This is a genomic window from Myxococcus dinghuensis (assembly GCF_024198235.1).
Taxonomy (GTDB): Bacteria; Myxococcota; Myxococcia; order Myxococcales; family Myxococcaceae; genus Myxococcus; species Myxococcus dinghuensis.
In genome coordinates, this window is record NZ_JAKCFB010000004.1 from 278421 (window position 1) to 303064 (window position 24644).

The following is a 24644-nucleotide window of genomic DNA, read 5'->3' on the forward strand; positions in this document are numbered from 1 at the left end:
TCCGGACGCTCCGACGTGACGTCCGGGGGCGTATTCACCCCCAGCCCGGGCGGCCCGGGCCACGCATGGCGGCGCGGGCCCCCTCCCCTGTTCTGGCCTCGCCTCGGGCAGCACCTTGGATAGAACCGCGCGGAGGAGACCTGCCAGATGAGCCGCCGTCCACCGTCCCGCCCCACCTCGCCCGCCTCCCCCTCCACCGCCGGCTTCGTCCGCGTCCGGGGCGCGCGCGAGCACAACCTGAAGAACGTCGACGTGGAGCTGCCCCGGGACGCGCTGGTCGTCTTCACGGGCGTCTCCGGCTCCGGCAAGTCCTCGCTGGCCTTCGGGACCCTGTACGCGGAGGCGCAGCGACGTTACTTCGAGTCCGTGGCCCCGTACGCCCGGCGGCTCATCGACCAGGCGGGCATCCCGGAGGTGGACGCCATCGAGGGCCTGCCCCCCGCCGTCGCCCTCCAGCAACACCGGGGCGCGCCCACGTCACGCTCGTCCGTGGGCAGCGTGACGACCCTCTCCAACTCGCTGCGGCTGCTGTACTCGCGCGCGGGCACCTACCCCCCGAAGCAGCCCCACCTCGACTCGGACGCGTTCTCCCCCAACACCCCGGCGGGGGCCTGCGCGAACTGCCACGGCCTGGGCCGCGTGTACCAGGTGACGGAGCAGTCCCTGGTGCCCGACGACTCGCTCACCATCCGCGAGCGCGCCGTCGCGGCGTGGCCCCCGGCGTGGCACGGCCAGAACCTGCGCGACATCCTGGTGACGCTCGGCCACGACGTGGACCGGCCCTGGCGGGAGCTGCCGAAGAAGGACCGGGAGTGGATCCTCTTCACGGACGAGCAGCCCACCGTGCCCGTCTACGCGGGCTTCACGCCGGCCGAGACGCAGCGCGCGCTCAAGCGCAAGGAGCCGCCCAGCTACATGGGCACCTTCACCAGCGCGCGCAAGTACGTGCTCCAGGCCTTCGCCACCACCCAGAGCGCCCTCATCAAGCGGCGCGTCTCCCAGTACATGGTCAGCGGCGAGTGCCCCGTGTGCCACGGCAAGCGGCTGAAGCCGGAGTCGCTGTCCGTCACCTTCGCGGGCCTGGACATCGGCGAGCTGTCGCAGTTGCCGCTCCAGCGCGTCGCCGACCTGCTGCGTCCCTACGCCCAGGGCACCGCGCCCGCCGCGCGGAAGCTCTCGAAGGAGCACCCGGAGAAGGCGCTGGTGATGGAGCGCATCTCCAAGGACCTGCTGGGCCGCATCGACGTGCTGCGGGAGCTGGGCCTGGGCTACCTCGCGCTGGAGCGCGCCACGCCCACCCTCTCTCCCGGAGAGCTGCAGCGGCTGCGGCTGGCCACGCAGGTGCGCTCCAACCTGTTCGGCGTGGTGTACGTGCTGGACGAGCCCTCCGCGGGGCTGCACCCGGCGGACACCGAGTCCCTGCTCCGGGCGCTCGACGCGCTCAAGGGCGCGGGCAACTCGCTGTTCGTCGTGGAGCACGAGGTGGACGTCATCCGCCACGCGGACTGGGTGGTGGACGTGGGCCCGGCCGCGGGCGAGCACGGCGGCGAAATCGTCTACAGCGGCCCGCTCGACGGCCTCCGGGCGGTGGAGGCCTCCCGCACGCGGCACTACCTCTTCGCCCCCCAGCCCTCGCGGACGCGTCCACCGCGCGAGCCCCGGGGCTGGCTGCGGCTGGAGGGCGTGTCGCGAAACAACCTGCGCGCGCTCGACGTGGACTTCCCGCTGGGGGTCTTCACCACCGTGACGGGCATCTCCGGCTCCGGGAAGTCGAGCCTCGTCAGCCAGGTGCTGGTGGAGCTGGTCGCCGCCCACCTGGGCCACGCGCCGCCGGAAGACGAGGAGGAAGGGGACGCGCTGGAGCGCGCCGAGGTGCGCACCACGGGCGGGCGGCTCGTCTCCGGCATGGAGGGCCTCCAGCGGCTGGTGCGCGTGGACCAGAAGCCCATCGGCCGCACGCCGCGCTCCAACCTGGCCACGTACACCGGCCTGTTCGACAACGTCCGCAAGCTGTTCGCGGCGACGCCCGCCGCCCGGGCGCGGCGCTACGACGCCGGCCGCTTCTCCTTCAACGTCCCCAAGGGGCGCTGCGAGACCTGCGAAGGCGAGGGCTTCGTCAGCGTGGAGCTGCTCTTCCTGCCCAGCGTCTACGCGCCGTGCCCCACCTGCCACGGGGCCCGCTACAACGCGAAGACGCTCGAAATCACCTACCGGGGCAAGACCATCGCCCAGGTGCTGGGCATGACGGTGGACACGGCCCACACGTTCTTCACCGACGAGCCCCACGTCCTGCGCTCGCTCGAGGTGCTGCGCGAGGTGGGCCTGGGCTACCTGCGCCTGGGCCAGCCCGCCACGGAGCTGTCCGGCGGCGAGGCCCAGCGCATCAAGCTGGCCACGGAGCTGCAACGCGTCCAGCGCGGCAACACGCTCTACGTCCTCGACGAGCCCACCACCGGCCTGCACCCCTCGGACGTGGACAAGCTGATGGCCCAGTTGGACGGCCTCGTGGCCGCGGGCAACACGGTCATCCTCGTGGAGCACGACATGCGCGTCATCGCCGCCAGCGACTGGGTCATCGACATGGGGCCGGGCGCGGGCGACGAGGGCGGAAAGGTGGTCGTGGCCGGCACACCCGCCCAGGTCGCCGCCACGCCCCGGAGCCGCACGGCCCCGTTCCTGGCCCGGGAGCTGGCTGGCTAGGATGGCGCCTCCCCCACGCCCCGCCCTCGCGGGGCCGCCCCAGGTGAAGGCCCATGAGACGCTGGCTCGCGCCGTCCTGCATCGCGTTGCTCCTGCTGCTGGGTTGCGACCCCGCCGACCCGAAGAAGCCCGGCGGCAACACCCCTGAAGACGACGCGGGCACGCCCGTGGGCGGCACCAAGAGCGCCAAGCGCGGCATCGCCTTCGACCTGGCCACGCCGGAGGACCTGGCGGCCGTCTCGTCCGGCGTGAGCTGGTGGTACAACTGGAGCCCCCAGCCCCACACCGGCGTGCCCGCGGACTTCCGCGCCCGCTACGGCATGGACTTCATCCCCATGCTGTGGAACGGCAACTTCGACGCCCCGCGCATCGAGGCCATGCTGAAGGCCAACCCCCACATCCAGTACCTGCTGCTGCTCAACGAGCCCAACCTCACGGACCAGGCGAACATGTCGCCCACGGACGCGGCGCGGCTCTGGCCCCGGTACGAGAGCGTCGCGGCGAACACGGGCGTCAAGCTGGTGGGCCCGGCGATGAACTGGGGGACGCTGAGCGGCTACTCCGACCCGGTGACGTGGCTGGACGCCTTCTACGCGGCGTACCGCGCGCAGAACGACAACCGGGAGCCGCGCATCGACTACCTCGCGTTCCACTGGTACGACTACGGGCTCGACGGGCAGTTGAACCGGCTGACGAAGTACGGCAAGCCGTTCTGGGTGACGGAGTTCGCCAACTGCCACCAGCAGCGGGACGGCGCGCAGATCGACTCCGTGGCCAAGCAGAAGGCGCAGATGACGGAGATGGTGGCCGTCTGCGAGCGCCGGGCCGACGTGTTCCGCTACGCGTGGTTCACGGGACGCTGGACGAACGACCCGTGCTTCGCGAGCCTGCTCGGCGCCAACGGCGTCCTCAACGAGCTGGGCAAGCACTACGTGTCCCTGCCCGTCCCCTGAGGACGGGCGCGGGGCGCGGCGGGCTACTTCGCGGGCTGCGTCTTGTTGGCCAGCAGGGTGACGGCCTGGTAGCCGCTGCCCTGCTCGAAGATGCCCTTCGCCGCCGGGTCCTTCTCCAGCTTCGCCTGCACCGACTTGGGGAGCTGGGCGTAGAGGTCCTGGCCGAGCAGCTCCTCGATGCGGTCCACGGGCACGCGCGTGGACTCCAGCAGCGGGAGGATCTGCTCCTTCTTCGACGGGCCCTCCTTCTGGTTCGGCACCATGTACGCGAACATGGACAGGTTGCCGTTGGGCAGCTCCAGGAGGACCGTCTTGAAGTTGTGCGTGGGGACGGCGATGCGGCGGTCGCTCTTGGCGCCCGTGGTGGCGATCTGGTCCGCCGGCAGCGGCTTGCCCTTCTCGTCCAGGTAGAGGTTGCCGGTGACGATATAGGCCTTGCCGCCGGTCGCCTTCACCAGGTCGTTCACGCCCTTCTCCAGCGTGCGCCACACCTGCTGGTTGTGGTTGCCGTGCTGGGGGGCGATGTTGCTCATCAGGTGGCTCTCGTTCATCGCCTCCTGATTGGGCGAGTCCTCCGCGGGCTTCATGTGCCCCCGGTCGAACCCCGTGTTGTTGTAGTCCGAGTCGACGACCCCCGCGCGCCCCAGCTCCGAGTCGCGAACGAAGGTGCTCTGCGTCCGGTCCACGCCCGCGGGCGTCTCCTTGATGTCCGAGGCGGACAGCAGGTAGCTGACGAACGCGGGGACGTTCTTGCCCTCCTCCATCATCGCGCGCGAGTACTGCTTCACCAGCCCCACGCCCTTGGGCTCGCCCTTGGGACGCAGCGGGTCCAGCTCGCCGGCGGCCTCCGCCACCCGGCTCTGGAAGGCGGCCATCTGCTGGTCGGGCACCCACTTCGCGCCCTCGGCCTGGCCCATCTTCGACTTCTGGATGTAGGCCGCCAGCTCCTGCTGGGACAGCTCGCCGTCGCCGTTGCCCCCCAGGCGGTCCGCGCGCTTCGCCAGCTCGTCCTGCCACCTGGTGTCGAAGGCGTCGACGTCCACCGTGTTCGTGCCGCTCGTGGCCAGCTTCGCGTCGAGCGCGGCGCGGCCCTGCTGGAGCGTGGTGGAGGTGAGGTACTTGCCGTCCGTGGGGGCCGCCAGGTACGCCTGGAGCTCCGCCGCGGACACCTTGCCGTTGCGTCCGCGGGTCTTGTCGCCCGCGGCGTCCGCCGCCTTCAGCAGCCCGGCCTCCCAGCTCCCCTCGGCCCAACCGAACTTCGCCTGGAGCTCCGCGACGGACACCTCACGCGTCGCGGCGCGGTTCCAGCTCCCCCCCCGCGTCGTCACGCCGTCGTTGGACACGGCGCCGGCGGTGGTGGCGGACGGGGTGCTGGCTCGGGAGGTCGGTCGCAGCGTCGTCATCCGGGGGAAGTCCTCGGGCCGTCGAGGGAAAAACCTGGTGAGGGCCCTGCTCACCTATCGTCGGGTGCAACGGTCGCCCGGTTGCGTCACGGATTCACTTTTTCGTGACAATTCCGCATCGGGGGCCCGGCGGGGCCCGTGGATCAGGGCTTGCGCCCCTGGGGGAGCGTGGAGGCCCGGGCCTGCTGGACGGTCTGGACGATGCGGGCCTCGGCCTGGAGCCGCTCCACGTGGTCCGGGGACAGCCCCGCCCGCTCCGCCGCGAGCGCCACGGTGACGAGGAACGACTCGCTGATGGTCCCGGCGCCGCTCCCGGTGCGCCCCGGAGGCGTGAAGGCCTGGGCCACGAGCGTCGCCCCGGTGGCGGTGCGGACCTTCACGGGCCGCGTGCTGGTGGACTCGGACAGGGCGGCCTCCATGCGGACCACGGCCTCCCACTGCGCGGCGGAGGGCAGCCGGCGCAGCAGCCCCGGCAGGCTCTTTCCGGGCGCATCCACGAGGCGGGCGACCCGGCCGCCCCAGGTGGCCGAGTCCACGTCGTAGACGACCTCCACGTCGAGCGCCTCCGCCAGCTCGCCGTCGGGCAGCGCGGGCGTGGGGGGCAGGGACGGCAGACGCTCGCGCGCCGTCCCGGGCGCCAGGTCGAGGGAGAACGCGAACCAGGGCTGCGGTGCGGAGGACATGGCGTCGAGTCTCGACGGGGCCGGGCGCCAGGACAAGCCTCCTGGCGCTCGGCGGGAGCGGGACTACTTCTTCGTGTCCGGCTCCACGACGCGGTTGGCGGCCAGCTCGATGACGTTGATCATCAGGTCCTTGACCCGACGCGGCTTCTCGCCGCCGTTGTCGCGGAGGATGAGGTCGATGTCGTCGCCGGGCTCGTGGTACTCGGGGATGAGGTCGCCGCCGCCCTTGGGGTTGGAGAGGCCCTCGAACATGAAGAGGACGTCCTCGCCCTTCTGACCGAACACCGCGCCGTCCTGGCGGTCGCGGTACTGGTTGATGTCCTTGTTGATGCGGTCGAACGGGTCCTCGAGCTTCGCGTTGGCCTGGTCCACCAGGTCGCGGAAGTAGTTGGGCTGGCCGCGGCGGTTGGTGTCGACGACGGACAGGCGCTGGTCATCCCAGCGGCCCACCATGTCCACGTTGATGACGCCGGCGATCTCCTCCGTGCCCAGGCCCGGGATGGGGTGGTCCACGAAGTACTGCGAGCCGACGAGGCCCTTCTCCTCCGCGCCCGTCCAGATGAAGAGCACGGAGCGGTCCAGCTCGCCCTTCTTGGCCGCCTCGGCCAGCTCCGGGACGGCGGCCATCAGCACCGCGCTGCCGGACGCGTTGTCGTCCGCGCCGTTGTGGACGTTGCCCTTGCGGTCGGTGCCCACGTGGTCCAGGTGGGCCATCACCACGATGACCTCGTCCTTGTTCGGACCGGAGCCGGGCAGCAGGGCCATGGTGTTCACCGCCTGGCCGGACTCCTGCGCCAGCGCCTTCAGCTCCTCGACGGAGCGCTGCTTGCCGTTGCGCGCGGCCACCGTCGGCTGACCCTCCGCCTTCATGGCGGTCTCGTACTGGCGGTTGAGCTTGGAGAGCGTCTCCTTCGGCATGCCCGACTCGAGATAGAACCCCTCCTCGAAGAGCTTGTGGCCGAACTCCTTGTGGCCCTCGTGCGCCTCGTCGCTCCGGGCCGCGCCCGGCTTGCCCACCCACGAGTAGACGTCGAACTTCTGCTGGTAGGGGTTCTCCGGGTTGTTCACGTTGGGGCCGACGAGGCCGTACTTCTGCACGTGGGCCTGCACGTAGGCGGACGCCGCGTCGAGCCCGGCGGACGGGCTGTCACGCCCCTGCAGCTCGTCCGAGGCCAGGTACGCGATGTGCGTCATCGGGTCCGACTCCGGCAGGGACGAGACGGGAGGCTGCTCCGGCTCCGGCGGCGTCGTGGGCTCGGTGGGTTCCACCGGACCGGGCGTGGGCGGCGTCGTGGGCACGGGGACCTTGCACGTCGCCGGCTTCGTCTCGAAGGAGTCCTTGTTCCATCCCAGGTCCCGGGCCACGGGCTTGTTGGCCGGGCGCGCATCCTTGGCGGCGGCCGCCGGGCGCTGCTGGAGGATGGAGAGGGGGCGAGGCGAATCGCTGATCTTCGAGGCCATGGTGGGGGATCCCGTTGGAGGGCGTAGACGGCGCGCCTCGGAATTATCGCGCCAGGCTGCTCCGTGTTGCGCGGAGGATCACGCTTCCCGTGTTTTCAGCGGGGTCTGAGCCATGTTTCACGCGGCTCCCGCCTGTCCCGGGCCGACCTGAACGCTCCCAGTGCGAGCGCCGATAGGCCTGGGTGTGTGCCCTGCTCCTCCTCGACCCGGGACGCCCCGTCAGAAATCCCGGGAATATCCGGGAAGGGCTCCGTTCCTCCCCCAGCCCATCCCAGCACCGAGAGGGCCCCGCCATCTCCGGGGCCCGCCGGTGCCCATCGCAGTCCCAGTCAGGAGGCGCCCGAGGGCGCCACGAGCCGGGGAGCCCGCGCCATCCGCGCGTGCGCCACGGGAGGAGTCCGTCCATGCGTCTGTTGAAGCTGTGGTGTCTCGGAGCGCTCTGCGCGCTGACCGCGTGCGGCGACGCCGCCGAGGAGGCCGTGAGCGAGTTGGAAGCCCTGGCGAGGTCCGACGCCAGCCAGGCCCTGAGCGGCGCGTGCGACGACACGCGGCTGGCCTGGGCCTCCGCGGGGGATCCGAACAACGTCTGCGCGGTGCCCTGGCAATACGGGCTCGACTGCAACAAGTCGGGCAGCAACAGCACCTGCGGCGCCGTCACCGGCTATCAGCAGACGACCTGCTACCACTATCCGGAGTGCCGGCTGCCCGCCTTCGGCGTCGAGAGCCGGGCAACGAAGACCTTCTCCCAGACGGTGACGGGCTGCACGGCGTACCCGGAGGAGATCTGCCGGCCCAAGCCGAACACGCCCGACATCGAGCTGTGCACGACGGAGACCCGCTACAACTGCACCTCCCAGTGCCTCGCGGCGGCGAACGCCAGGCGCAACAGCCTGCCCGTGGCGGACCGCAACCTGGTCACCGTCTCGTCGTACAGCGGCGCCATGGAGCTCGCGACGTCCTCCGGTGCCTGCACGTACACGCTGACCCAGTGGCCCACGTACAACGCCAAGAAGGACGCGGCGTGCGGCCCGTCGACGGGTTCCTACACGTGCGACGACACGACCAGGCCCATCTACCCCACCTGCCGTCACAACAGCTTCGGTGACGACGTCGCCTCCGCGTGCAACGCCAACCCCCTGTTCCTGCCGGCGGGCACGACGCTGAACCAGGTGAACGCGGCGGCGAACGCGGCCTGGGGCGCGATGACGCCGAAGAACCGCGAGGCGTCACCCCTGTTCGTCCAGACGCCCCTGTGCCGCACCTGCGACGACCTGCCGCTGGGCACGCCCGCCACCGTCGCGCAGGTGACGGCCAAGTATGACTGCCTGGTGCAGAAGGGGCTGGCCTCCGGGCTCCCCGCCGGGGCGGGAGGCGCGAGCCTGCGCGCGGAGGTCGTCTCCCGGCTGAAGCTGCTCTACGAGCTGCATTCCCACCAGATGACGGCGGCCCAGACGCAGTTCGTGCGCGGCCTGTACCAGTCCGACCCGACGTCCAACACCACGTGCAGCGCGGGCTTCGTCCCGCCCACCACGACGGGATGCGGCACGAGCCTCGCGTCGCTCGACGCGGCCATGGACGTCTGCACGCGGCTGGCCTCGTCGCACGTGCCGGGCGCGTCCGCCCGCTCGCAACTGCCCTTCTGCACGGGGCTGGCGACCCAGGCGGCCGCGGTGCCCCAGGGCGTCTGCCAGGGCGGCGTGTACCGGGAGAAGTACCACCTCATGTGGATGCGGCTGTACGAGCGCACGCTGTCCGACCTGCGCCGCCAGGACGTGGCGGGTGACGCGCTCCAGCGCAAGGTGCCGCACCCGGACGACGTGCGCGTCCACCTGAAGAGCATCAGCGACTGGTACGCCGTGCAGCAGACCCAGATGTTCCCCGGCGCGCCCGACAGCCCCGTGCTGACGCGGCAGTTGAGCGAGACGTTCGGCGTCTTCTGGAAGGTCGCCTACGAGAACGCGCTGCTCAACGTCAACGGCCTGCCGGTCCACGCCCAGCCGCTCAACGCGGGCCTGCTGGTGGACCAGACGGTGCTGAAGGCCGCGCTGACGGGCACCCCGGCGATGAGCGGCCCGCCGCTGCTGATGCTGCTGGGCGATGGCTTCAGCGGCCTGTTCGACCGCATGGAGGACTTCAGCGCCCTGCACGACCTGGGCTGCCGCTTCAAGGGCTGCGGCAACGGCGCGGTGGACACGGAGACGGCGGAGCTGTGGGCGCTGTTCGGCGCGGTGCCCCAGGCGGCCACGCTCCAGACGGCGCTCGCCGGCGCCAACAAGCTGAACACCTCCAGCTACGACCACCACGCGGAGTGGGTGGCCGTGTTCGACCAACTGCGCGCCAACCACGCCGTCTTCGCCCAGGCCGTCGCCGCCGCCAGCGGGGTGCCCACGTACACGCCCGCCCTCCTGAAGACGGGCGCCGCCGCCGCGCCGCCGACCCTGGCCCGGTGGGCGGGCATGGTGGAGAAGGCGGACGCGTACGCCGCCAGCTACGCCAAGTCCGGCTTCTTCCTCAGCACCGCGCGCGACGCGCTGAAGACGGGCATCGAGGAGTACAAGAGCAACTTCATCAACGACGTGGTGACGACCCGCAAGTCGGCGCTGCAGAACGCGCTGCTCGAGTACACCAACAACCGCTCCGCGCTCATCAACGAGGTGCTGGGCGAGGTGGCCAACGCCGCCAACCAGACGACGGTGAAGGCCTCGTTGCTGCGGGCGCTGACGGAGTTCTACGGGCTCAACGCGGACCTGGTGGGCCTGCAGGACAACCTGCAGAGCCAGGACACGCAGTTCAGCGACTTCGCGGCGGCCTTCAACACGGTGCTGGCGAACGAGTCGCCCCACCTGGGCACGGACATCCAGCGCGGGCCGCAGCACGTGCTCGACGTCGGCGCGGACCAGGCGCGCGGCATGCCGGGCGCGACGTTCGACATCCACGCGCTCGCCGTGCGCGTCCCGGTGGGCGGCGTGGGAGGTCCCCAGCCCTTCGCGCTGGCGGCCACGCGCGGCGAGCTCGTCAACCTCGAGGTCTCCGGTGAGTACACGCCGAGCTGCGCCCTCTCCAGCGCCATGCTGCCGCATCCGTCCTCTCCGGGAGGCTCCGCCGTCGACCTGGGCAATGGCGCGGCCCTGACGGGCCCCGGGGGCTACATCGTGACGTACACCGGCAGCGGCTACACGGCGGAGAACGCCAGCCAGTCCATGTTCGCCAAGGCCTCCGTGCAGGAGCGCGCCTGCGTGGGCGTCAAGGCGGAGACCGGGCCGGACGTCTTCGGGCAGAGCGTGAAGGCCTATGCCATGGCGGAGGCCTGCGTGGATGCCTCGGCGGGCGTGGAGAGCACCGCGTCCTCGGAGGTGGGCGGTGAGCAGCGCAGCTCCGCCAGCTACTCGCTGGGCCTGAGGCTGCCGAACACCCCCTTCCCCGACGCCCCGGTGGGCAGCCTGCTGCTGGTGTCCATGCAGCCGGGGACCACGGGCCGCGCCGGCCTCCGCGACGTGCAGGTGCTCCAGTCGCCCAACACCTCCGTGGTGGTGAAGGCGGACAGCGAGCTCTACCTGGTGGTGAACGACACGGCCTCGTGCGCGGACGACGTGTCTCACCGGCTCACGGTGAAGGCCATGGAGTTGATGCCCACGGGCGCGGCGGCCAAGGCGCTGGGGCTGGCCATGGCCACGGTGATGACCGAGCTGCGCGCGGCGACGCCCGCCTTCGTGGCCCAGGGCCGCGTGTCGGGCATCGAGCTGGAGGCGTTGAAGCAGAACGCGAAGAGCCGCCTGCTCCAGGAGTACACCCTGCAATGCCCGGGCTGCGCGATGACGGGCATGCCGGAGGTGTTCAGCGCGCTGTTCGACACCTTCGTCGCCAAGGAGCTGGCGCGCGTGGCGCGCATGGTGGAGCTGCGCAACGTGCTCCGGGCCATCGAGATGCAGTTGCTCGAAATCCAGGCGATGTCGGACGACCTCGACTCCGGTTCGGAGAAGGCGCGCCTCCTGCGGCTGCTGCCCCTGTGGCGGCTGCGCAACCTGGACGGAGAGGAGCTGCGAGAGAAGTCCCGCGCGTTGACGGGCCTGGTCACCGAGTACCTGTACCCGACGATGGACCTGCGTCACCCGAACTCGCTCGCGCCGCTGCGCACGCACGCCAGCCTGGAGGCCCTGGTGCAGGCGGACTGGTCGGATGACTTCGCCGCCCTCTCCACCAAGGCCCTCACCGCCGTGAGCGCCATCGAGAACGCGCTGGCCCAGGCGCGCATCACCGACAAGGCCCCCAAGGAGGTGGCGCTCGCCTTCGCCTTCCCCAACCCGGCGTTCTACCTGGGCACCCAGTGGCGCTCGGCCAACCTGGAGCGCTCCGAGACGGTGTGGACCACGATTCTCCAGGGCAACGGCGAGGTCGCCATCACCCTCACGCCGGACGACCTGTACAGCCAGGGGGGCCAGGGGGGCGTGCTGCTGTGCCACCACCACATGCCCATCATCAAGAACCTGGGCGTGCAGGTGGTGCGTCCCTACAGCAGCACCAACGCGGCGGACTCCCAGGCGGGCATCGCCGTGCCCATCCGCTGGGCGGACACGTTCGCCTATCCCGCGGCCGGCGTGCCCAGGAACTACGTCATGCTCAACCAGGACTTCCTGGTGGGGGCGCCGCACCTGCTGTTCGGCAACGACATCGACGTGCTGACCACCTTCGCGACGGACCTGCAGCAGCCGTTCGCCACCGTCGCCAGCAATGGCCTGTCCCCGTTCGGCACGTTCATCGTCGACCTGGGCAACGTGAATCCCCTCCTCTTCTCCGACGCCTCGGCGCTCGTCGTCACCTTGAAGGTGGACGCGCTCGAGCTGGCGGACGCGGTCTCCGGCGTCTCCGTCTGCCAGTGACGCCGGTCCAGTAGCACCGGGAGCGGCGCGTGCGACGTGGGGAAGGCCCCCCCGCCGCGCCGCCCTCGCATCTCTTCCACTCCAACAGGTCAGACCATGAAACTCCCGACGCTCTTCCGGCGGCTGGTGGGCGGCACCGCCTTGCTCATCTCGCCTCTCGCGCTCGCCCAGCCCGCGGGCTTCACCGACGCGAAGATCCAACCTCCGCAGCTCACCGCGCCCCAGCGCGGCTCCCTGGTGGGCACGTATGCCCAGACGGCCTTCGGCGCCGCGGACGTGGCGCGCGGCGGCTTCGCGCTCGCCTCGCCCTTCTCCACGCCCAAGGACCGGGGGGAGCTGCTCGCCTCCCCGTTCCCCACCTATTCCTCCGACGCGGGCCTGTCCGAGTGGGGCCACGGCTGGCAGACGCGGTTGGAGATCCGCCGCTGGCGCGTGCGCGGCGACCTCGACTACGCGACGGACGAATTGACCAGCCCCTGGGGCCGACTCATCCGGGGCAGTGATGGCTACTGGTACCCCGCGGACATGACCCCGGCCGTGCGCGTGGAGCAGACCGCGACGGGCCTCACCGCCTACCACCCGGACGGCAGCGTCTGGAGCTTCGGTGACGGCGCGGGCGGCGTGGCCGGCTCCGCGCAGGTCGACACGACGAAGGGGACCTTCGCGTGGCACCTGCGCGAAGTGGTGAGCCCCACCGGCAGGAAGACGCGCTTCACCTACGAGGCCAACTCCACCGGGCGCCTGTTCGTGAAGACGGTGCAGTACGGCGGCACGGGCAACGACTTCCAGTACCAGGTGGACCTGGGCTACGCGACGCTGGCGAAGCCCATCGACGACTTCCGCTCCAGCAAGAGGCTGCGCCTGGACCGCCGCGTGGCCTCCGTGGCGGTGAAGGCGCGCAACGCGACCTCCGGCCTGTTCGAGCCGCGGTGGCAGTACCAACTGGCCTACGAGGAGCCCGTGGAGGGCGTGGCCTTCTACCTCACGCAGGTGGACCAGACGTACGGCGCCGCGCCGACACAGACGGTGGGCCCCACGGCGCGCTACACCTATTTCAAGTCCACGGACGCGCTCCAGGCCGCGTCCTTCGCGCGGGTGACGAAGCTCGACGCGACGCTGGCCTCCGCGGGCCAGGACGCCATCCAGCCCTGGCGGGCGACGCTGCTGGACGAGGACGAGGACGGCCGGCTCGACTTCGAGCACGCGCAGGCCCAGACGCTCTACGTCCAGGAGGACACGGGCTTCCGTGCCGAACCCCTCCCGCCGCCGGACGCCAACACGCAGACGGTGTGCCGTCCCACGGCCAGCGCGAGCAACGAGCCGCGGCTCCTGGCCAAGCTGAGGCCCAACCAGCTCAAGCCGGACGTGGTGGCCATCACCGCCGTGAGCGGCGCCACGGAGGTGAAGGTGTGCGACCGCGCCGGCGCGCTCCTGTCGCAGCAATCCCTCTCCGGCGCGTGGCAGCCCGGGCCCCACACCCGCTTCGTGGACCTGAACAGCGACCAGCAGCCGGACTTCGTCCGCGTCGTTCCCGGCGGGTTCCAGGTGCGCCCCAACACCAGCACCGCCGCGCCCTCCACCAGCTTCGGCGCGACGCTCACCGGCACGCTCACCCCGAGCGTCTCCGCCACCGCGTCGTGGGTGCATGACGTCAACGGCGACAGCCTCCCGGACATCGTCGCGCGGCTGTCCAACGGCCTGCACGTGTGGCCGGGCACGGGCCAGTTCTCGTTCGACTCGGCCTCCAGCCGGCTGTACCCGGTGCTCACCAAGACGGGCGCCAGCCTGGCGCAACTGAGCACGTACACGGTGATGTTCGTGGACGTGAACCGGGACGGCATGGCGGACATGCTGCTGTCCAAGCCCGGGCTGGCGCTGCTGTTCGTCAACAACGGGACGGAGTTCCGCGAGGTCACCGTCCCCGCGCTCACGTTCTTCAACGGCACGACGAGCGCGCTGGCGCAGGGTGACTTCGCCGGCAGCGGCAACACCAGCCTCACCGTGACGAAGGGGCTGGACGCCTACAGCGCCTCGCTCGACGGCCCGGAGACGGGGCTGCTGAAGTCGGCGGACGACGGCAAGGGCACCGTGCTGGGCTTCACGTACACGCGCCTGCCAGCGGCCCCCGGGGCGCGCTACCGCCAGCCCGTGCTCGCGTCGCTGACGTCCGCCTCGTCGGGCTACGACGCCGTCACCTATGGCTACGAGTACTTCGGCGCCAACTACCACTCCCAGGGCGGCTACCTGCTCGGCTTCGACAGCGTGGTGCGCAGCGCGCCCCTGGAGCGCCACGCGGTCGACTTCCTCAACGGCGACACCTTCGCGGGGCTCCAGTTGTCGGACACGCGCACGGACGCGCTCACGCCCTTCGTCAAGGAGGTGTCCTTCCGCCAGTACGAGGACGCGACGTTCCAGGGTGTCCCGTACAAGCGCCTGAAGGAGGAGGGACAGGGCTTCCAGGACGCCCTCGTCCCGGGGGCGGCGCTCACGGAGTCCACCCGGACGCTCACCTTCGACGGCGTGTGCCCGCAGCAGCAGTCGCGCGTCACCCCCTGGGGGACCCTCTCCACGAATCAATCCCGCGCCTACCTCCCGGCGCTGGCGAAGCACCTGCACTGCCTGCCCGCCACGCTGAGCTTCACCGGGACCCACCCGCAGGAGCCGACGCTCGACTTCAGCTACCAGGGCACCCTCACCCGCAACGCGGTGGGCCTGGTGGAGAAGGTGGAGGCGCAGGGGCCGCAGGGCGCCATGCCCCTGCAGACCGTGAGCTACTGGCCGGACTACACCGTGAAGACGGTGAGCGAACCGGGCCGGGGCACGACGTCGTTCGAATACGCGCCCGGGCGCCTGCTGCTCTCCAAGGTCATCCAGCCCGACGGCATGGTGGTGGAGGTCACCGAGCGCCACCCGCTGCATGACGGCATGCTCACCCTCGTCACGCGCCACGGCGCCACCGCGCACACCGAGCGCTTCCGCTACGACGGGATGGAGCGACTGTCGAAGCGCTGGGACGCGCTGGGCACCGCGAGCGAGGTGAACCCGAACGAGACGCTCAGCTACCGCTTCGCCACCGCCACGCGCCCGGCCGGCATCGCCGTGTCGTCGCTGGTGGACGCGGCCACCCAGGCCCGCCGCTATTCGGAGGAGTACACCACCGCCGCGGGCGAGGAGGTGGCGAAGGCCCGCCTCGTCCCCGAGGGGTGGGTGGTGGACGGGCTGAGGGTGTACAGCCGCCAGCAGCGAGAGAAGGCGCGGTACGTGCGCCCCAACCTCCCGGCGGACACGGACATGGCGGCGCTCGACTACGCCACCCTGCTGGGTGGCATCGAGCTGACCGAGCGCGTGCGCACCGCCGTCTTCGGCTACGAGACGGACAAGCTGCTGCGTCACCACCCGGACGTCGAGCAGACGCTGGCCACGGGCTGGTCGCTGGAGGCGGGCCGCCTTCGCGTCCAGACGCAGGAGAGCGGCGCCGGCACGCGCAGCCAGTACCTCGACGCGGCGAAGCGCGTGACGCGCTACGAGGACGAGTCGGGCAATACCTCCACGTATACCTACGACGCCCTGGGGCGCCTGCGCGGAGTGGGCCTCCCGGACGGCGCGGGCCACTGGCTGACGTATGACGCCTATGGCCGCGTGGGCCGCGTGGAGCGGGACGGCGTGGCGAAGGTCGACTTCGAGTACACGCCCGGCACCTGGCTCATGTCCGCCAAGCGCTTCCGCACGCCGGCCGACACGCTGGTGCGCAGTGAGCTCTACCAGTACGACGGCGCGGGCCGCCGCACCGTCATCACCCACGCGAACGCGGCGGGGGGAACGAAGCAGTTCCTGCTGTACTACGACGGCGCCACGCCCTCCGCCCCCGCGAACACGAGCCTTCCGGGCCTGCTCACCGCGACCGCCGGCGACGGGTACACCAAGCGGATGGAGTACCGGGCGGACGGCCTGCTGGCGAAGACGACGGTGTCGTTCACCGGCTGGCGCACCGTGGAGACGGAGGTGGCCTACACCGAGAACGGCGAGGTGGACACGGAGGTGACGCGCGTGAAGGACGCGGGCGGCGCCGTGCTGAACACCACGACGCTCGGCTACGACTGGGATGCCTGGGGCCGGATGAGCGCGCTGACCCTGAATGGCCAGCCCTGGGCGACCGTGCAGTACAACGGCGTGGGCAAGACGGCGAAGGTGGACTTCGGGGGCGGCACGTTCGTGGAGCTGGGCTACGACGCCCTCACCCGGGAGCGCACCTCCCTCGCCCAGAAGACACCCACGTGGGCCTCGTCCATCGCGTGGAAGCTGAACACGCGCGGCCTCACCGGCACCGAGTCCCTCGACGTCGGCGGCACGCCGCTCACGCGCCAGTACGACTACTCGCCGCGGGGCTTCCTCACGGGCGCCTGGGACTCGCAGCACACCTACGCGTATGGCTTCGACGCGGCGGGCTTGCCACGCTCCATCTCCGACGACACGGGCACGCGCACGCTCGTGGTGGGCGGCAACACGCTGGTGGCCGGCGGTGTGACGTACGTGATGGACGGGCTGGGTCGCACCGTGAGCCGGGACGACCTGACCCTGACGTATGGAGCCGATGGACAGGTGGCCACGGCGCAGAAGGGCGCCCACGGCTGGAGCTTCTTCCACGACGAGGACGGGGAGCGGCTCCTCAAGCGCGATGCGTCGGGGGCCCCCCTGGCGGCCTACTTGAAGGGCGGTGGCTACCTGGACGCGACGGGCCTCACCCTGCCGGTGCGCGTGGACGGGCAGCTCGTCGGCGCGCTCCAGAACGGGACGTTCCGCCTCTCGAGCACGGACCGCCGGGGCACGGTGCTGGCGGACGCGGATGGCACGGCCCGGCTGCCCTCACCGTTCGGCGACCGCGCCATCCACCCGACCGGCTCCGCCGCGCTGGACTTCGTGGAGAAGGCCTACGACGCGGACCTGGGCTTCGTGCGCATGGGCGTGCGTGACTACGATCCGCGCATCCACCGCTTCACGACGCCAGACCCGCTGTTCCTCGAGGACCTGGAGAAGTGCCGGGAGAGCCCGGTGGAGTGCAACCTCTACAGCTACGTGAGCAACCGGCCGTTGGACCTCGTGGACCCCACGGGCACCGAGGAGAAGAAGGTGACGTCCGGCGACCCGGTGGGGAACATGGTGAGCGTGGCCGCGCCCGTCGCCGTGGCCGCGGGCGTGCGCGTGGGAGGCCCCAAGGTCGTCTCCGGCGTCAAGGCGACCTACTCCCTGGGCAAGCGCATCCTCAACAACCCCGTCGTCTCCGCGGTCCGCAAGGGCAATGCCGCCATCAAGGTCGTGAAGTTCATCGGTGGCTGCATCGACGGCAGCAACCCCTTGTGCGCCGAGCCGCCGTCCCAGAGCCGCGCGCGCTTCATCCGCGAGGGCATCCAGGAGCTGCAGCAACAGCAGAACCTCATCCACCAGGAGCTGAAGCACTACCTGGACGAGGCGATGCAATCGACCCCGGACCAGGAGCGCATGGACTTCGTCCACCAGCGCATCCAGGAACTCTACGGCCAGACGCAGGACCTCCAGCAGAAGATCGACAAGGCGACGGAGAACCTGGAGAGCGCCGAGGAGGAGACGCGGGAGTTCTACCAGGAGCACCAGAAGTAGCCCCTCGCGCGAACGCCTGAAACACGAGGGGGACCGGCGCCAGCGGCATCGGTCCCCCTTGGCTCGTCACGAGACGGGCGCGTCGGGTCTACGGTGAGCCCTTCAGCGCCTCCAGCTCGCGCGCGTTGGCGGCGCGCGTGCGCGGCTTGCCCTTCTCCAGGGAGATGAAGGTGGCCTTGCTGCCCTGGACACAGGCGACCGCGCCCTCGACGGAGGGCGACGTCTTCAAGGTGTCACAGCGCCCCAGGAAGGCCACCTGCCGCGTCGCGGGGTCCACGCCCCAGGCGATGGCGTGGAACTTCCCCGCGGCCCCCGCCTGCCCTCCTCCGCTGACGACGGTGAGCCAGGCTCCCTCCACCAGTTCGTGCGTGTAGAGCACGTCATAGCGCTCCGGCACGCACTCCGGCGGGGTGCTCCCGGCCTTGCACTTCTGCGCCGAACGGATCTTCTCGAACAGCGCCGCGTCCACCCGCGCGGAGAACGTGGGCGCGGGCAGCTCGTAGCGCGCCGGCCCCACCTTCTCCATGCCCGCGCAGCCGCGCTTGCCGTCGGAGGCGGAGATGCGCAGCGTGAGCGACACGGGCTGCGCGCCCTGGCTGGTGGCCTGCACGAACGCCGTTCCCGTCTGCGCGAGCGACTCCGGGACGGTGACGGAGAACGCCCCGATGAAGTCCGAAGGACCGTCATCCTGGTCGGTCAACATCAGTTGCAGCGAACCACCCACGCCCACCGGCAGCCAGGCCCCCGAGCGCGTCTCCGCCAGCGGCAGGCTGTTCCAGGCCAGGACGGTCGAGTCCTCCAACCGCGGCCCGATGACGGCGGGCGTCGCGCCCTCCGCGTCCGCGACCATGGCGGTCAGCTCCGGGTCCGGGAGAGAGCCTTCGTCCCATGGCGCCCCACTCGCGTTCGTCTCCGCGACCTTCGACACCAGCGGAGACACGAACAGCTCCTTGCAGGCCCGGTAGTCCTCCGCCCAGGCCCGCGTGGAGACACAGAGCACCAACCACACCCAACGTCGCATCGTTCTTCCTCTCCCAGAGCCCGGCGCTCGTCAGCCGCGGCTACAGACCCAGCGCGTATAGCTTGTTCCGATCCGCCACGTAGACCCGGTCCTTCACGATGATGGGGTCACGCAACGCACCGCCCTCCGACGTCCCCACGAGCGCCTGCTTCGTCGCGCTCCACAACGTCGTCAAGGTGGAGACGGCGATGACGTGGAGCCCCGTCCGCGAGGCGATGACCAGCGTGGGCACGCTGTTGCCCGAAGCATCCTTCGTCCCAGAGGCCGCGGCAATCGACGTGGTGCGCTTCCCCGCGTATGGCGTGGTGGAAAAATCCAGCAAATCCCTCCCGTACCAGGGAACGATGACGTCGTAGACGCCCGGGAGCGTCATCGTCAGCGGCGTGCCGCCAGAGAGCGCATCGAACGAGTAGAGGACCGTCCCCGGGTTCGCGCCGGAGCTCTCCTGCGCGGCGACGATGGCGCGCCCACCCACGAGCACGGGGGCTTGATAACCGGTGATCTGGGACGACGGGAAGGGCGCGGAGCGATAGAGGCTGGCGCCGTTGTAGCCGCCGTTGCGGATGTTGAACGTCACCGCGCCCGTGGCCAGGTCCCGCTCCAGCAGGTAGATGCGATTGGTCGCGACGCTGATGTGGCTGGCGGGCTCCAGGCTCACCGGGTTCCAGCGCTGCGCGCCCGTGGCCAGGTCCCAACCGTAGAGGCCGGTGGCGAAGGGACGAGGCTGGTTGGGGTCGCAGTTGGTGGAGCACTGGAAGTTGTAGATGGCCGCCAGGTAGATGAAGCCGTTGTCCGTGGCGATGGAGCCCAGCCGGTCCTCGGCGGTGTCCCACTGGTGCAGCGGGAAGACCCGCGTGCCCCCGTAGTAGCCATAGGTGTTCAGCTCCAGGAGCGGGACGCCGCGCTTGTCGAACGAGCGCAGGCCCAGCTTGGGACCATGGAGATGGTACTGGTTGTTGAGCCACAGCCGCGTGCCGTCCGACAGCGACTGGCCCCAACTGTCGTTACCGCTCAGCTCGTACTCCGCATAAGGGATGGTGCCCCCGGAGTAGTAGTTCGCGCCGAACTGCTGGCTCCAGAGACGGGCGCCATCGTCGTTGCGGAGGACTCCCTGGCGGGTCTCGTAGACGTTGCCCCCGATGTTCTTCTCATAGGTGAAGAAGCTGGGCCAGTGTCCCCGGTTGTCGTTGAGGAGCCGGTCGACGCTCCACACGCGAACCCCCGTGTCGACCGCCACCTTGTCGATGGCGGGGCTCCCCGCGGAGCCGACGTGCGTGGGGTTGGAGTTCCACGTCACATAGACACCCGCGGTGTCCGCGATGGCGCGCTCCATGCCCTGGACGGAGCGGTCCACGCCGGCGACGGGCGCGTACTCCCACAGCTTGCGCAGCGGATACCAGGCGCAGCCATCGGACGCCGATGAACGCCGTGCGTCGTGGCCGAGCGTGCTCCACGCGCTCGTCCCCGTGCACGCGGGCACCACGGCCGCCTCGCTCACGACAGGAGATGGGTTGCTCGGAGAAGGCTCGACCGGAATGCCGCCTCCACAGGCGACGAGCCCCACGGTGGACCCCAACGACACCACTGCCCGGATGCTTCGCGTCATGACACGACCCCCACGTAGTGGCGTGCCGATACGGGCCACGCCAGGAGACTCAGGAGACCGCCGCCCCCACCGCGCCGCCACCCGCCCCCAGGCGCATGGGCTGCGCCTTCCCGTAGGTCAGCGAGCGCCACAGCCACTCGGCCGGACCGAAGCGGAAGCGCGCCAACCACCAGCGGCTGATGAACGTCTGCACCACGAAGATGCCCAGCGCCACGCCGACACTCCAGGACGGCGGCACCTTCGCGATGAACCCCAACCCCCAGCCATTGTAGAGCCACACGCTGACCACCGACTGCGTGAGGTAGTTCGTCAGCGCCATGCGGCCCACCGGGGAGAACCACCCGAAGACCCGCTGTGACCACGGCTCACGGGAGGCCAGGGCGAAGCCCGCCAGATACGCCGCCGCCAATCCCAGGTAGCCCAGCTCCTGGAGGGTGGAGGAGAGCACCATCCAATCCGCGCCCGACACGTCCACCACGCCCTCCGCGCGCAGACGGGACGTGACCACGAAGAAGCCATTGCCCAGGATGCCCACCAGGAGGCCCCAGCGCAGCAACTTCCCGTGGAAGGCCCGGTGGCGTTCGAGGTCCTGGAGCAGCAGGTGCCGGCCCGCCAGGAGTCCGAGCAGGAAACGCCCCAGGATGAGCCCCATCCACAGCAGCCGCTGGGGACGCAGCATCCCCTCCACGTTGAAGCGGGCCGTCCCCACCAGCGAGCCCCAGAACGACTCGCCCGAGAGCGCCTCCAGGAGCCGCGCGCGGCTCGCCGTCTCCAGGGCGCGCGTCGCCTTCGCGGCGTCCTTCGCCAGTTCGGCGCCGTGCAGCCAGATGGGCACGAAGCGGTCGACGACCGCGTAGACCAGGGGGACCACCACCAGCATCGTCACCGCCCAGTAGAACAACGTCCGGTCGGAGCGGGCACGGAACAGCAACAACACGAACCCCACCAGCGCGTACGCGTTGAGCACGTCGCCACACCAGATGGCGTACTGGTGCGTCAGGCCGATGCCCAGCAGCACCAGGAGGCGCCGCGAGTAGACGGGGACGACGGAGGCGCCGCGCGCCTGCGCCCGCGCGAGCTGGATGGAGAAGCCCAGCCCGAAGAGGAACGCGAACAGCGTCACGAACTTCTGGTTCACGAAGAAGTTGTAGAGGTGGGTGACAGCCGTCTCGAACGCGGAGGCGGACAACGCCTGGCTCTGGTCGCGGGGCATCATCACGCGCCCGCTGAACCACGACACGCTGTTGGAGACGAAGACGCCACACAGGGCGAAGCCGCGCAGCACATCCACCAGGGTGACCCGCTCGGAGACATCCACCGGGCGGGCATCACCATGAGAGGCTGACGCGACAGAAGCAGGGTCGGACATGAAACAAGCAGAGTCTCACGTCCTCCCGCCGTCAACCGGAGGCGCCATTTGCTGGCGCCCGTCCGGCCATGACGCACCGCGAACTACCCGTGGCGGTGACGCACCTCGCAGCGGTCCGCGCGCCACTCGCCATGACGCTCGCGCTCGCAGGCGATCCGCTCCCGCTCCAGCCGCTCGCGGCGCTCGCGCTCCAGCCGGGCCTGACGCTCGCGCTCCTCGCGCTCCCGACGCTCGCGTTCCAACCGGACCTGACGCTCCCGCTCGGCGCGCTCGCGTTCCAACCGGGCCTGACGCTCGCGCTCCTCACGCTCCCGACGCTCGCGCTCCAGCCGGGCCTGACGCTCACGTTCCGCGCGCTCGCGCTCCAGCCGGGCCTGACGCTCACGTTCCTCGTTCGTCCGGCGGTCGTTGTTGCGCTGACCTTCCGCCCACTGCGTCACGGTGCCCGTCGACTTGATGGGGGAAGCCGCATGCACCTGCGCGAGAACCGGAGAACCCACCGAGAGGGCACAAACCACGAGGACCCGCATCAGCTTGCCGTGCATGACTGCCTCCTTCGCGGCGCTCATCGCCGCCATCTGCACAGTCTGACGCGTCCCCCCGCGCTCTATTCAGCCACCAACGCCCCGCCCCCTTCGGCGTACATCGCGACGGGGGCGAGCCACACGGGTCGTCACACTCCCGCGCCAGGAGTGGAGGTGGGCCTCGACTCGGAGGGAACCAGCCAGAGCGCGGAGGCGGCGAAGACCGACACGACGGTCCAGAAGAAGAAGCGGAACTCGGAGCTGACGGTGAGCAGCAGGTACGACAGGCCGTACAGGAGCCCCGAGGCCGCGACCCAGAACATCCGCCCGCCATCCCGCCGCCTCCGGAAGAAGCCCACGACCGAGAGCACGAGGGCGGCCACCATCCACATCCAGCCCCGGAAGAAGGACTCGGGCCACGCGTCGCGCATGGCCGCCAGCCCACGATGCACCGCGGTGTGCGACCGCACCTGGAGGCCATAGTCGTTCGCGTCGATGGACCGGTGGTACAGGTGGAGCGAGCCCCCCACGCCCAACGTGGCCGCGAAGGCCGCGAGCCGATGCGACAGATAGGCCCTGGGGTACGTGCGCACCAGCCGCGACCATTCCCGAGCGAGGGGCTCTTTCGCATCGCGCATCAGCGCGGTGGTGATGGCGCCCTTCGCGGGGTCGCCCCACAGGATGGGTTCGACGGAGTACGGGTCATGGAGCCTGGCCGGTGTCGTCCGGTCCCAGTTCCAACCCAGCGAGAACAGCGGCGAGCCCTCCATCGCCTCGGGGGCTCGGACGTAGACGCCCACCGCGTCGAAGACGAACAGCGCGCTGCTGATCGAGGTCCTGCGGACCGACGCGGCCCGCTCGACGAGGCCGGGCAGCGCGGCCAGCAGCAGCAGCGCGCCCACGCAGGCCCCCACCCATCTGCTCGTGCGCGCGCGCACGGCGGGGAAGCCGGCGACGACCCAGGGCACCAACACGGCGCTGGCGATGACCGCGTTGTGTCGGGTCAGGGCCGCCGCGGCCAGGCACACCAGCGCCCACCCCGCCCGTCCTCGCGTCCGCAGCAGCACGCCCCACAGCAGCACCACCGCGGCGAGCACGTCCTTCCAGAGCGTCACCCCGAGGGCCCACGTCGTGGGGAGCCCGAGGAAGACGACGAGCAGCACGAGCGCCACCAGGCCCCGCCGCCCCGAGGCATCCCTCAAGAGCGCCGCGCATCCCAGGGTGAGGCCCAACACCTGGACACACAGCACCGGCCACGTGGAGCCCACCAGCCAGTAGCTCTTTCCGAGCAGGAACGCGACGAAGGGAGAGTGCCAATCCGAGTATTCGCCGCGGAGCCCCTCCGTCAGCATGGAGAGCGAGTCGGACGACATCAGGCCGGGATTGAACGCGATGAAGAGGAGCAGTGCCCAGACGAGCGCCACCACGGCCCGGAGCCCTCCACCCGAGAGCCATCTTCCCCACGGCCCCATTCTCCGCCGCGCGTCCGGGGCCTCGAGCCCTCTCGACGCAGGGGTCAGGGCAGCGGTGCGCGACGCGACTTCGGGTTCAGGCTGTTGCTGAATACCGTGCGCCATACGGGAGAGCCCCCGGAGTCCGTCAGAAAGCGCAGGACTTCAACCATGTCCGCGAGGAAGCGCAACCCTCACGGATGCCTTTGCCGCACGGATTCCGGGCGACCGGCCTGGCGCCCCTCAGCCTTCCGCGCGTCCCGGCGTCTTGTCCGGGTCCGGGAATGGGTGGCTGCGGGGTGGCGCCGAGTCGTCATCCCCCTCGGCCACCCCCGGGGTGTGGCCTGGGACTTCGTCCTCGTAGGACGCATCACGGTCCGGTTCCTCGGGGGCTGGCTCGCCCAGGTCCGGGCGTTCATCGATCTCGGGCATCACGTCCTCCCTCCTCTCGACGCTCCACGGGAAAGATAGGCAGCCATCGCGTTCGGCGCGCCCCGGTATGCGATGCTCCGAGGCTCGCTCACGGAGGACTGGATGACCTACTCGAAGGACTCATCGCGAGGCCATGCGCCCGGCACCTTCCTCCGGCGGCTGGGAGCCACCGCCCAGAACGCCTTCAACGCCGCGCTGTGGCTCTACGTGGCCCTGCGCCCCGACAAGAAGGCAGATGCGCGGGCCCGGCAGAACGCGGAGCGCATCATCGACGCGTGCCGGGCATTCCAGGCCCGGCATGGCCGACTTCCCGACGCGCTGACGGAGCTGGTCCCCGACTTCCTGCCCGAGCTGCCGCCCGCGAAGTACGGCGGGCCCCATTTCGGCTTCACCTACGACGTCCATTCCGAGCGGCACGTCCTGGGCTGGACCGACCGCATCCCATTCGGCCGCCCCTACTATGTCCTCGAGGAGGACCGCTGGGGCTACCTCGACTGACACCCCCGGTGCGCACCCCTCCGCTCCCTTGA

General features: G+C 70.6%; 14 protein-coding genes. 5 read left to right on the forward strand and 9 right to left on the reverse strand.

Annotation, left to right across the window (positions count from 1 at the left end):
* Positions 1–147: 147 nt before the first annotated feature.
* Positions 148–2700, forward strand: a complete 2553-nt coding sequence (uvrA, locus tag LZ198_RS08135; protein WP_253971315.1) for an excinuclease ABC subunit UvrA — start codon at positions 148–150, stop codon at positions 2698–2700.
* A 53-nt stretch (positions 2701–2753) separates the two neighbouring features.
* Positions 2754–3653 (forward strand): glycoside hydrolase family protein, encoded by a 900-nt coding sequence (locus LZ198_RS08140; protein WP_253971316.1) that lies wholly within the window; start codon positions 2754–2756, stop codon positions 3651–3653.
* Between the two features lie 23 nt (positions 3654–3676).
* Here the strand turns inward: LZ198_RS08140 and LZ198_RS08145 are convergent, their stop codons facing one another.
* The 3 genes from LZ198_RS08145 to LZ198_RS08155 all read right to left on the reverse strand — a co-directional run bounded on the left by LZ198_RS08145 (position 3677) and on the right by LZ198_RS08155 (position 7200).
* A complete protein-coding gene (locus LZ198_RS08145; protein ID WP_253971317.1) occupies positions 3677–5056 on the reverse strand; it encodes a DNA/RNA non-specific endonuclease in 1380 nt (459 codons plus the stop codon).
* A gap of 143 nt (positions 5057–5199) precedes the next feature.
* Positions 5200–5739 (reverse strand): gamma-glutamylcyclotransferase, encoded by a 540-nt coding sequence (locus LZ198_RS08150; RefSeq protein WP_253971318.1) that lies wholly within the window; start codon positions 5737–5739, stop codon positions 5200–5202.
* Between the two features lie 63 nt (positions 5740–5802).
* Positions 5803–7200, reverse strand: a complete 1398-nt coding sequence (locus tag LZ198_RS08155; protein WP_253971319.1) for a M28 family metallopeptidase — start codon at positions 7198–7200, stop codon at positions 5803–5805.
* Between the two features lie 404 nt (positions 7201–7604).
* Here LZ198_RS08155 and LZ198_RS08160 point away from each other — a divergent pair, with 404 nt between their 5' ends.
* Together LZ198_RS08160 and LZ198_RS43180 are read left to right on the forward strand one after the other, a co-directional pair.
* Positions 7605–12077 carry a hypothetical protein gene (locus LZ198_RS08160; protein ID WP_253971320.1) on the forward strand — a complete coding sequence of 1491 codons (4473 nt, stop codon included), beginning with the start codon at positions 7605–7607 and terminating at the stop codon, positions 12075–12077.
* 96 nt (positions 12078–12173) lie between these two features.
* A complete protein-coding gene (locus LZ198_RS43180) occupies positions 12174–17711 on the forward strand; it encodes an RHS repeat-associated core domain-containing protein (RefSeq protein WP_267145461.1) in 5538 nt (1845 codons plus the stop codon).
* 88 nt (positions 17712–17799) lie between these two features.
* Here the strand turns inward: LZ198_RS43180 and LZ198_RS08180 are convergent, their stop codons facing one another.
* From LZ198_RS08180 to LZ198_RS08205, 6 genes are all read right to left on the reverse strand, one after another.
* The gene (locus LZ198_RS08180) at positions 17800–18732 is read right to left on the reverse strand and encodes a hypothetical protein (RefSeq protein WP_253971321.1); all 933 of its coding nucleotides are present in this window, start codon (positions 18730–18732) and stop codon (positions 17800–17802) included.
* 40 nt (positions 18733–18772) lie between these two features.
* The gene (locus tag LZ198_RS08185) at positions 18773–20338 is read right to left on the reverse strand and encodes a hypothetical protein (protein WP_253971322.1); all 1566 of its coding nucleotides are present in this window, start codon (positions 20336–20338) and stop codon (positions 18773–18775) included.
* Between the two features lie 49 nt (positions 20339–20387).
* The gene (locus LZ198_RS08190) at positions 20388–21656 is read right to left on the reverse strand and encodes a DUF418 domain-containing protein (RefSeq protein ID WP_323382150.1); all 1269 of its coding nucleotides are present in this window, start codon (positions 21654–21656) and stop codon (positions 20388–20390) included.
* A 134-nt stretch (positions 21657–21790) separates the two neighbouring features.
* A complete protein-coding gene (locus LZ198_RS08195; protein ID WP_253971324.1) occupies positions 21791–22252 on the reverse strand; it encodes a hypothetical protein in 462 nt (153 codons plus the stop codon).
* A 128-nt stretch (positions 22253–22380) separates the two neighbouring features.
* Positions 22381–23658, reverse strand: coding sequence for a hypothetical protein (locus LZ198_RS08200; RefSeq protein ID WP_253971325.1), 1278 nt, complete (start codon positions 23656–23658; stop codon positions 22381–22383).
* Between the two features lie 267 nt (positions 23659–23925).
* Complete coding sequence (locus tag LZ198_RS08205; RefSeq protein WP_253971469.1) at positions 23926–24114, reverse strand: hypothetical protein; 189 nt, start codon at positions 24112–24114, stop codon at positions 23926–23928.
* Positions 24115–24216: 102 nt separating this feature from the next.
* Between LZ198_RS08205 and LZ198_RS08210 the strand changes: the two genes are divergently transcribed.
* Positions 24217–24612: a hypothetical protein gene (locus tag LZ198_RS08210; RefSeq protein ID WP_253971326.1), complete on the forward strand. Its 396-nt coding sequence runs from the start codon at positions 24217–24219 to the stop codon at positions 24610–24612.
* Positions 24613–24644 lie beyond the last annotated feature (32 nt).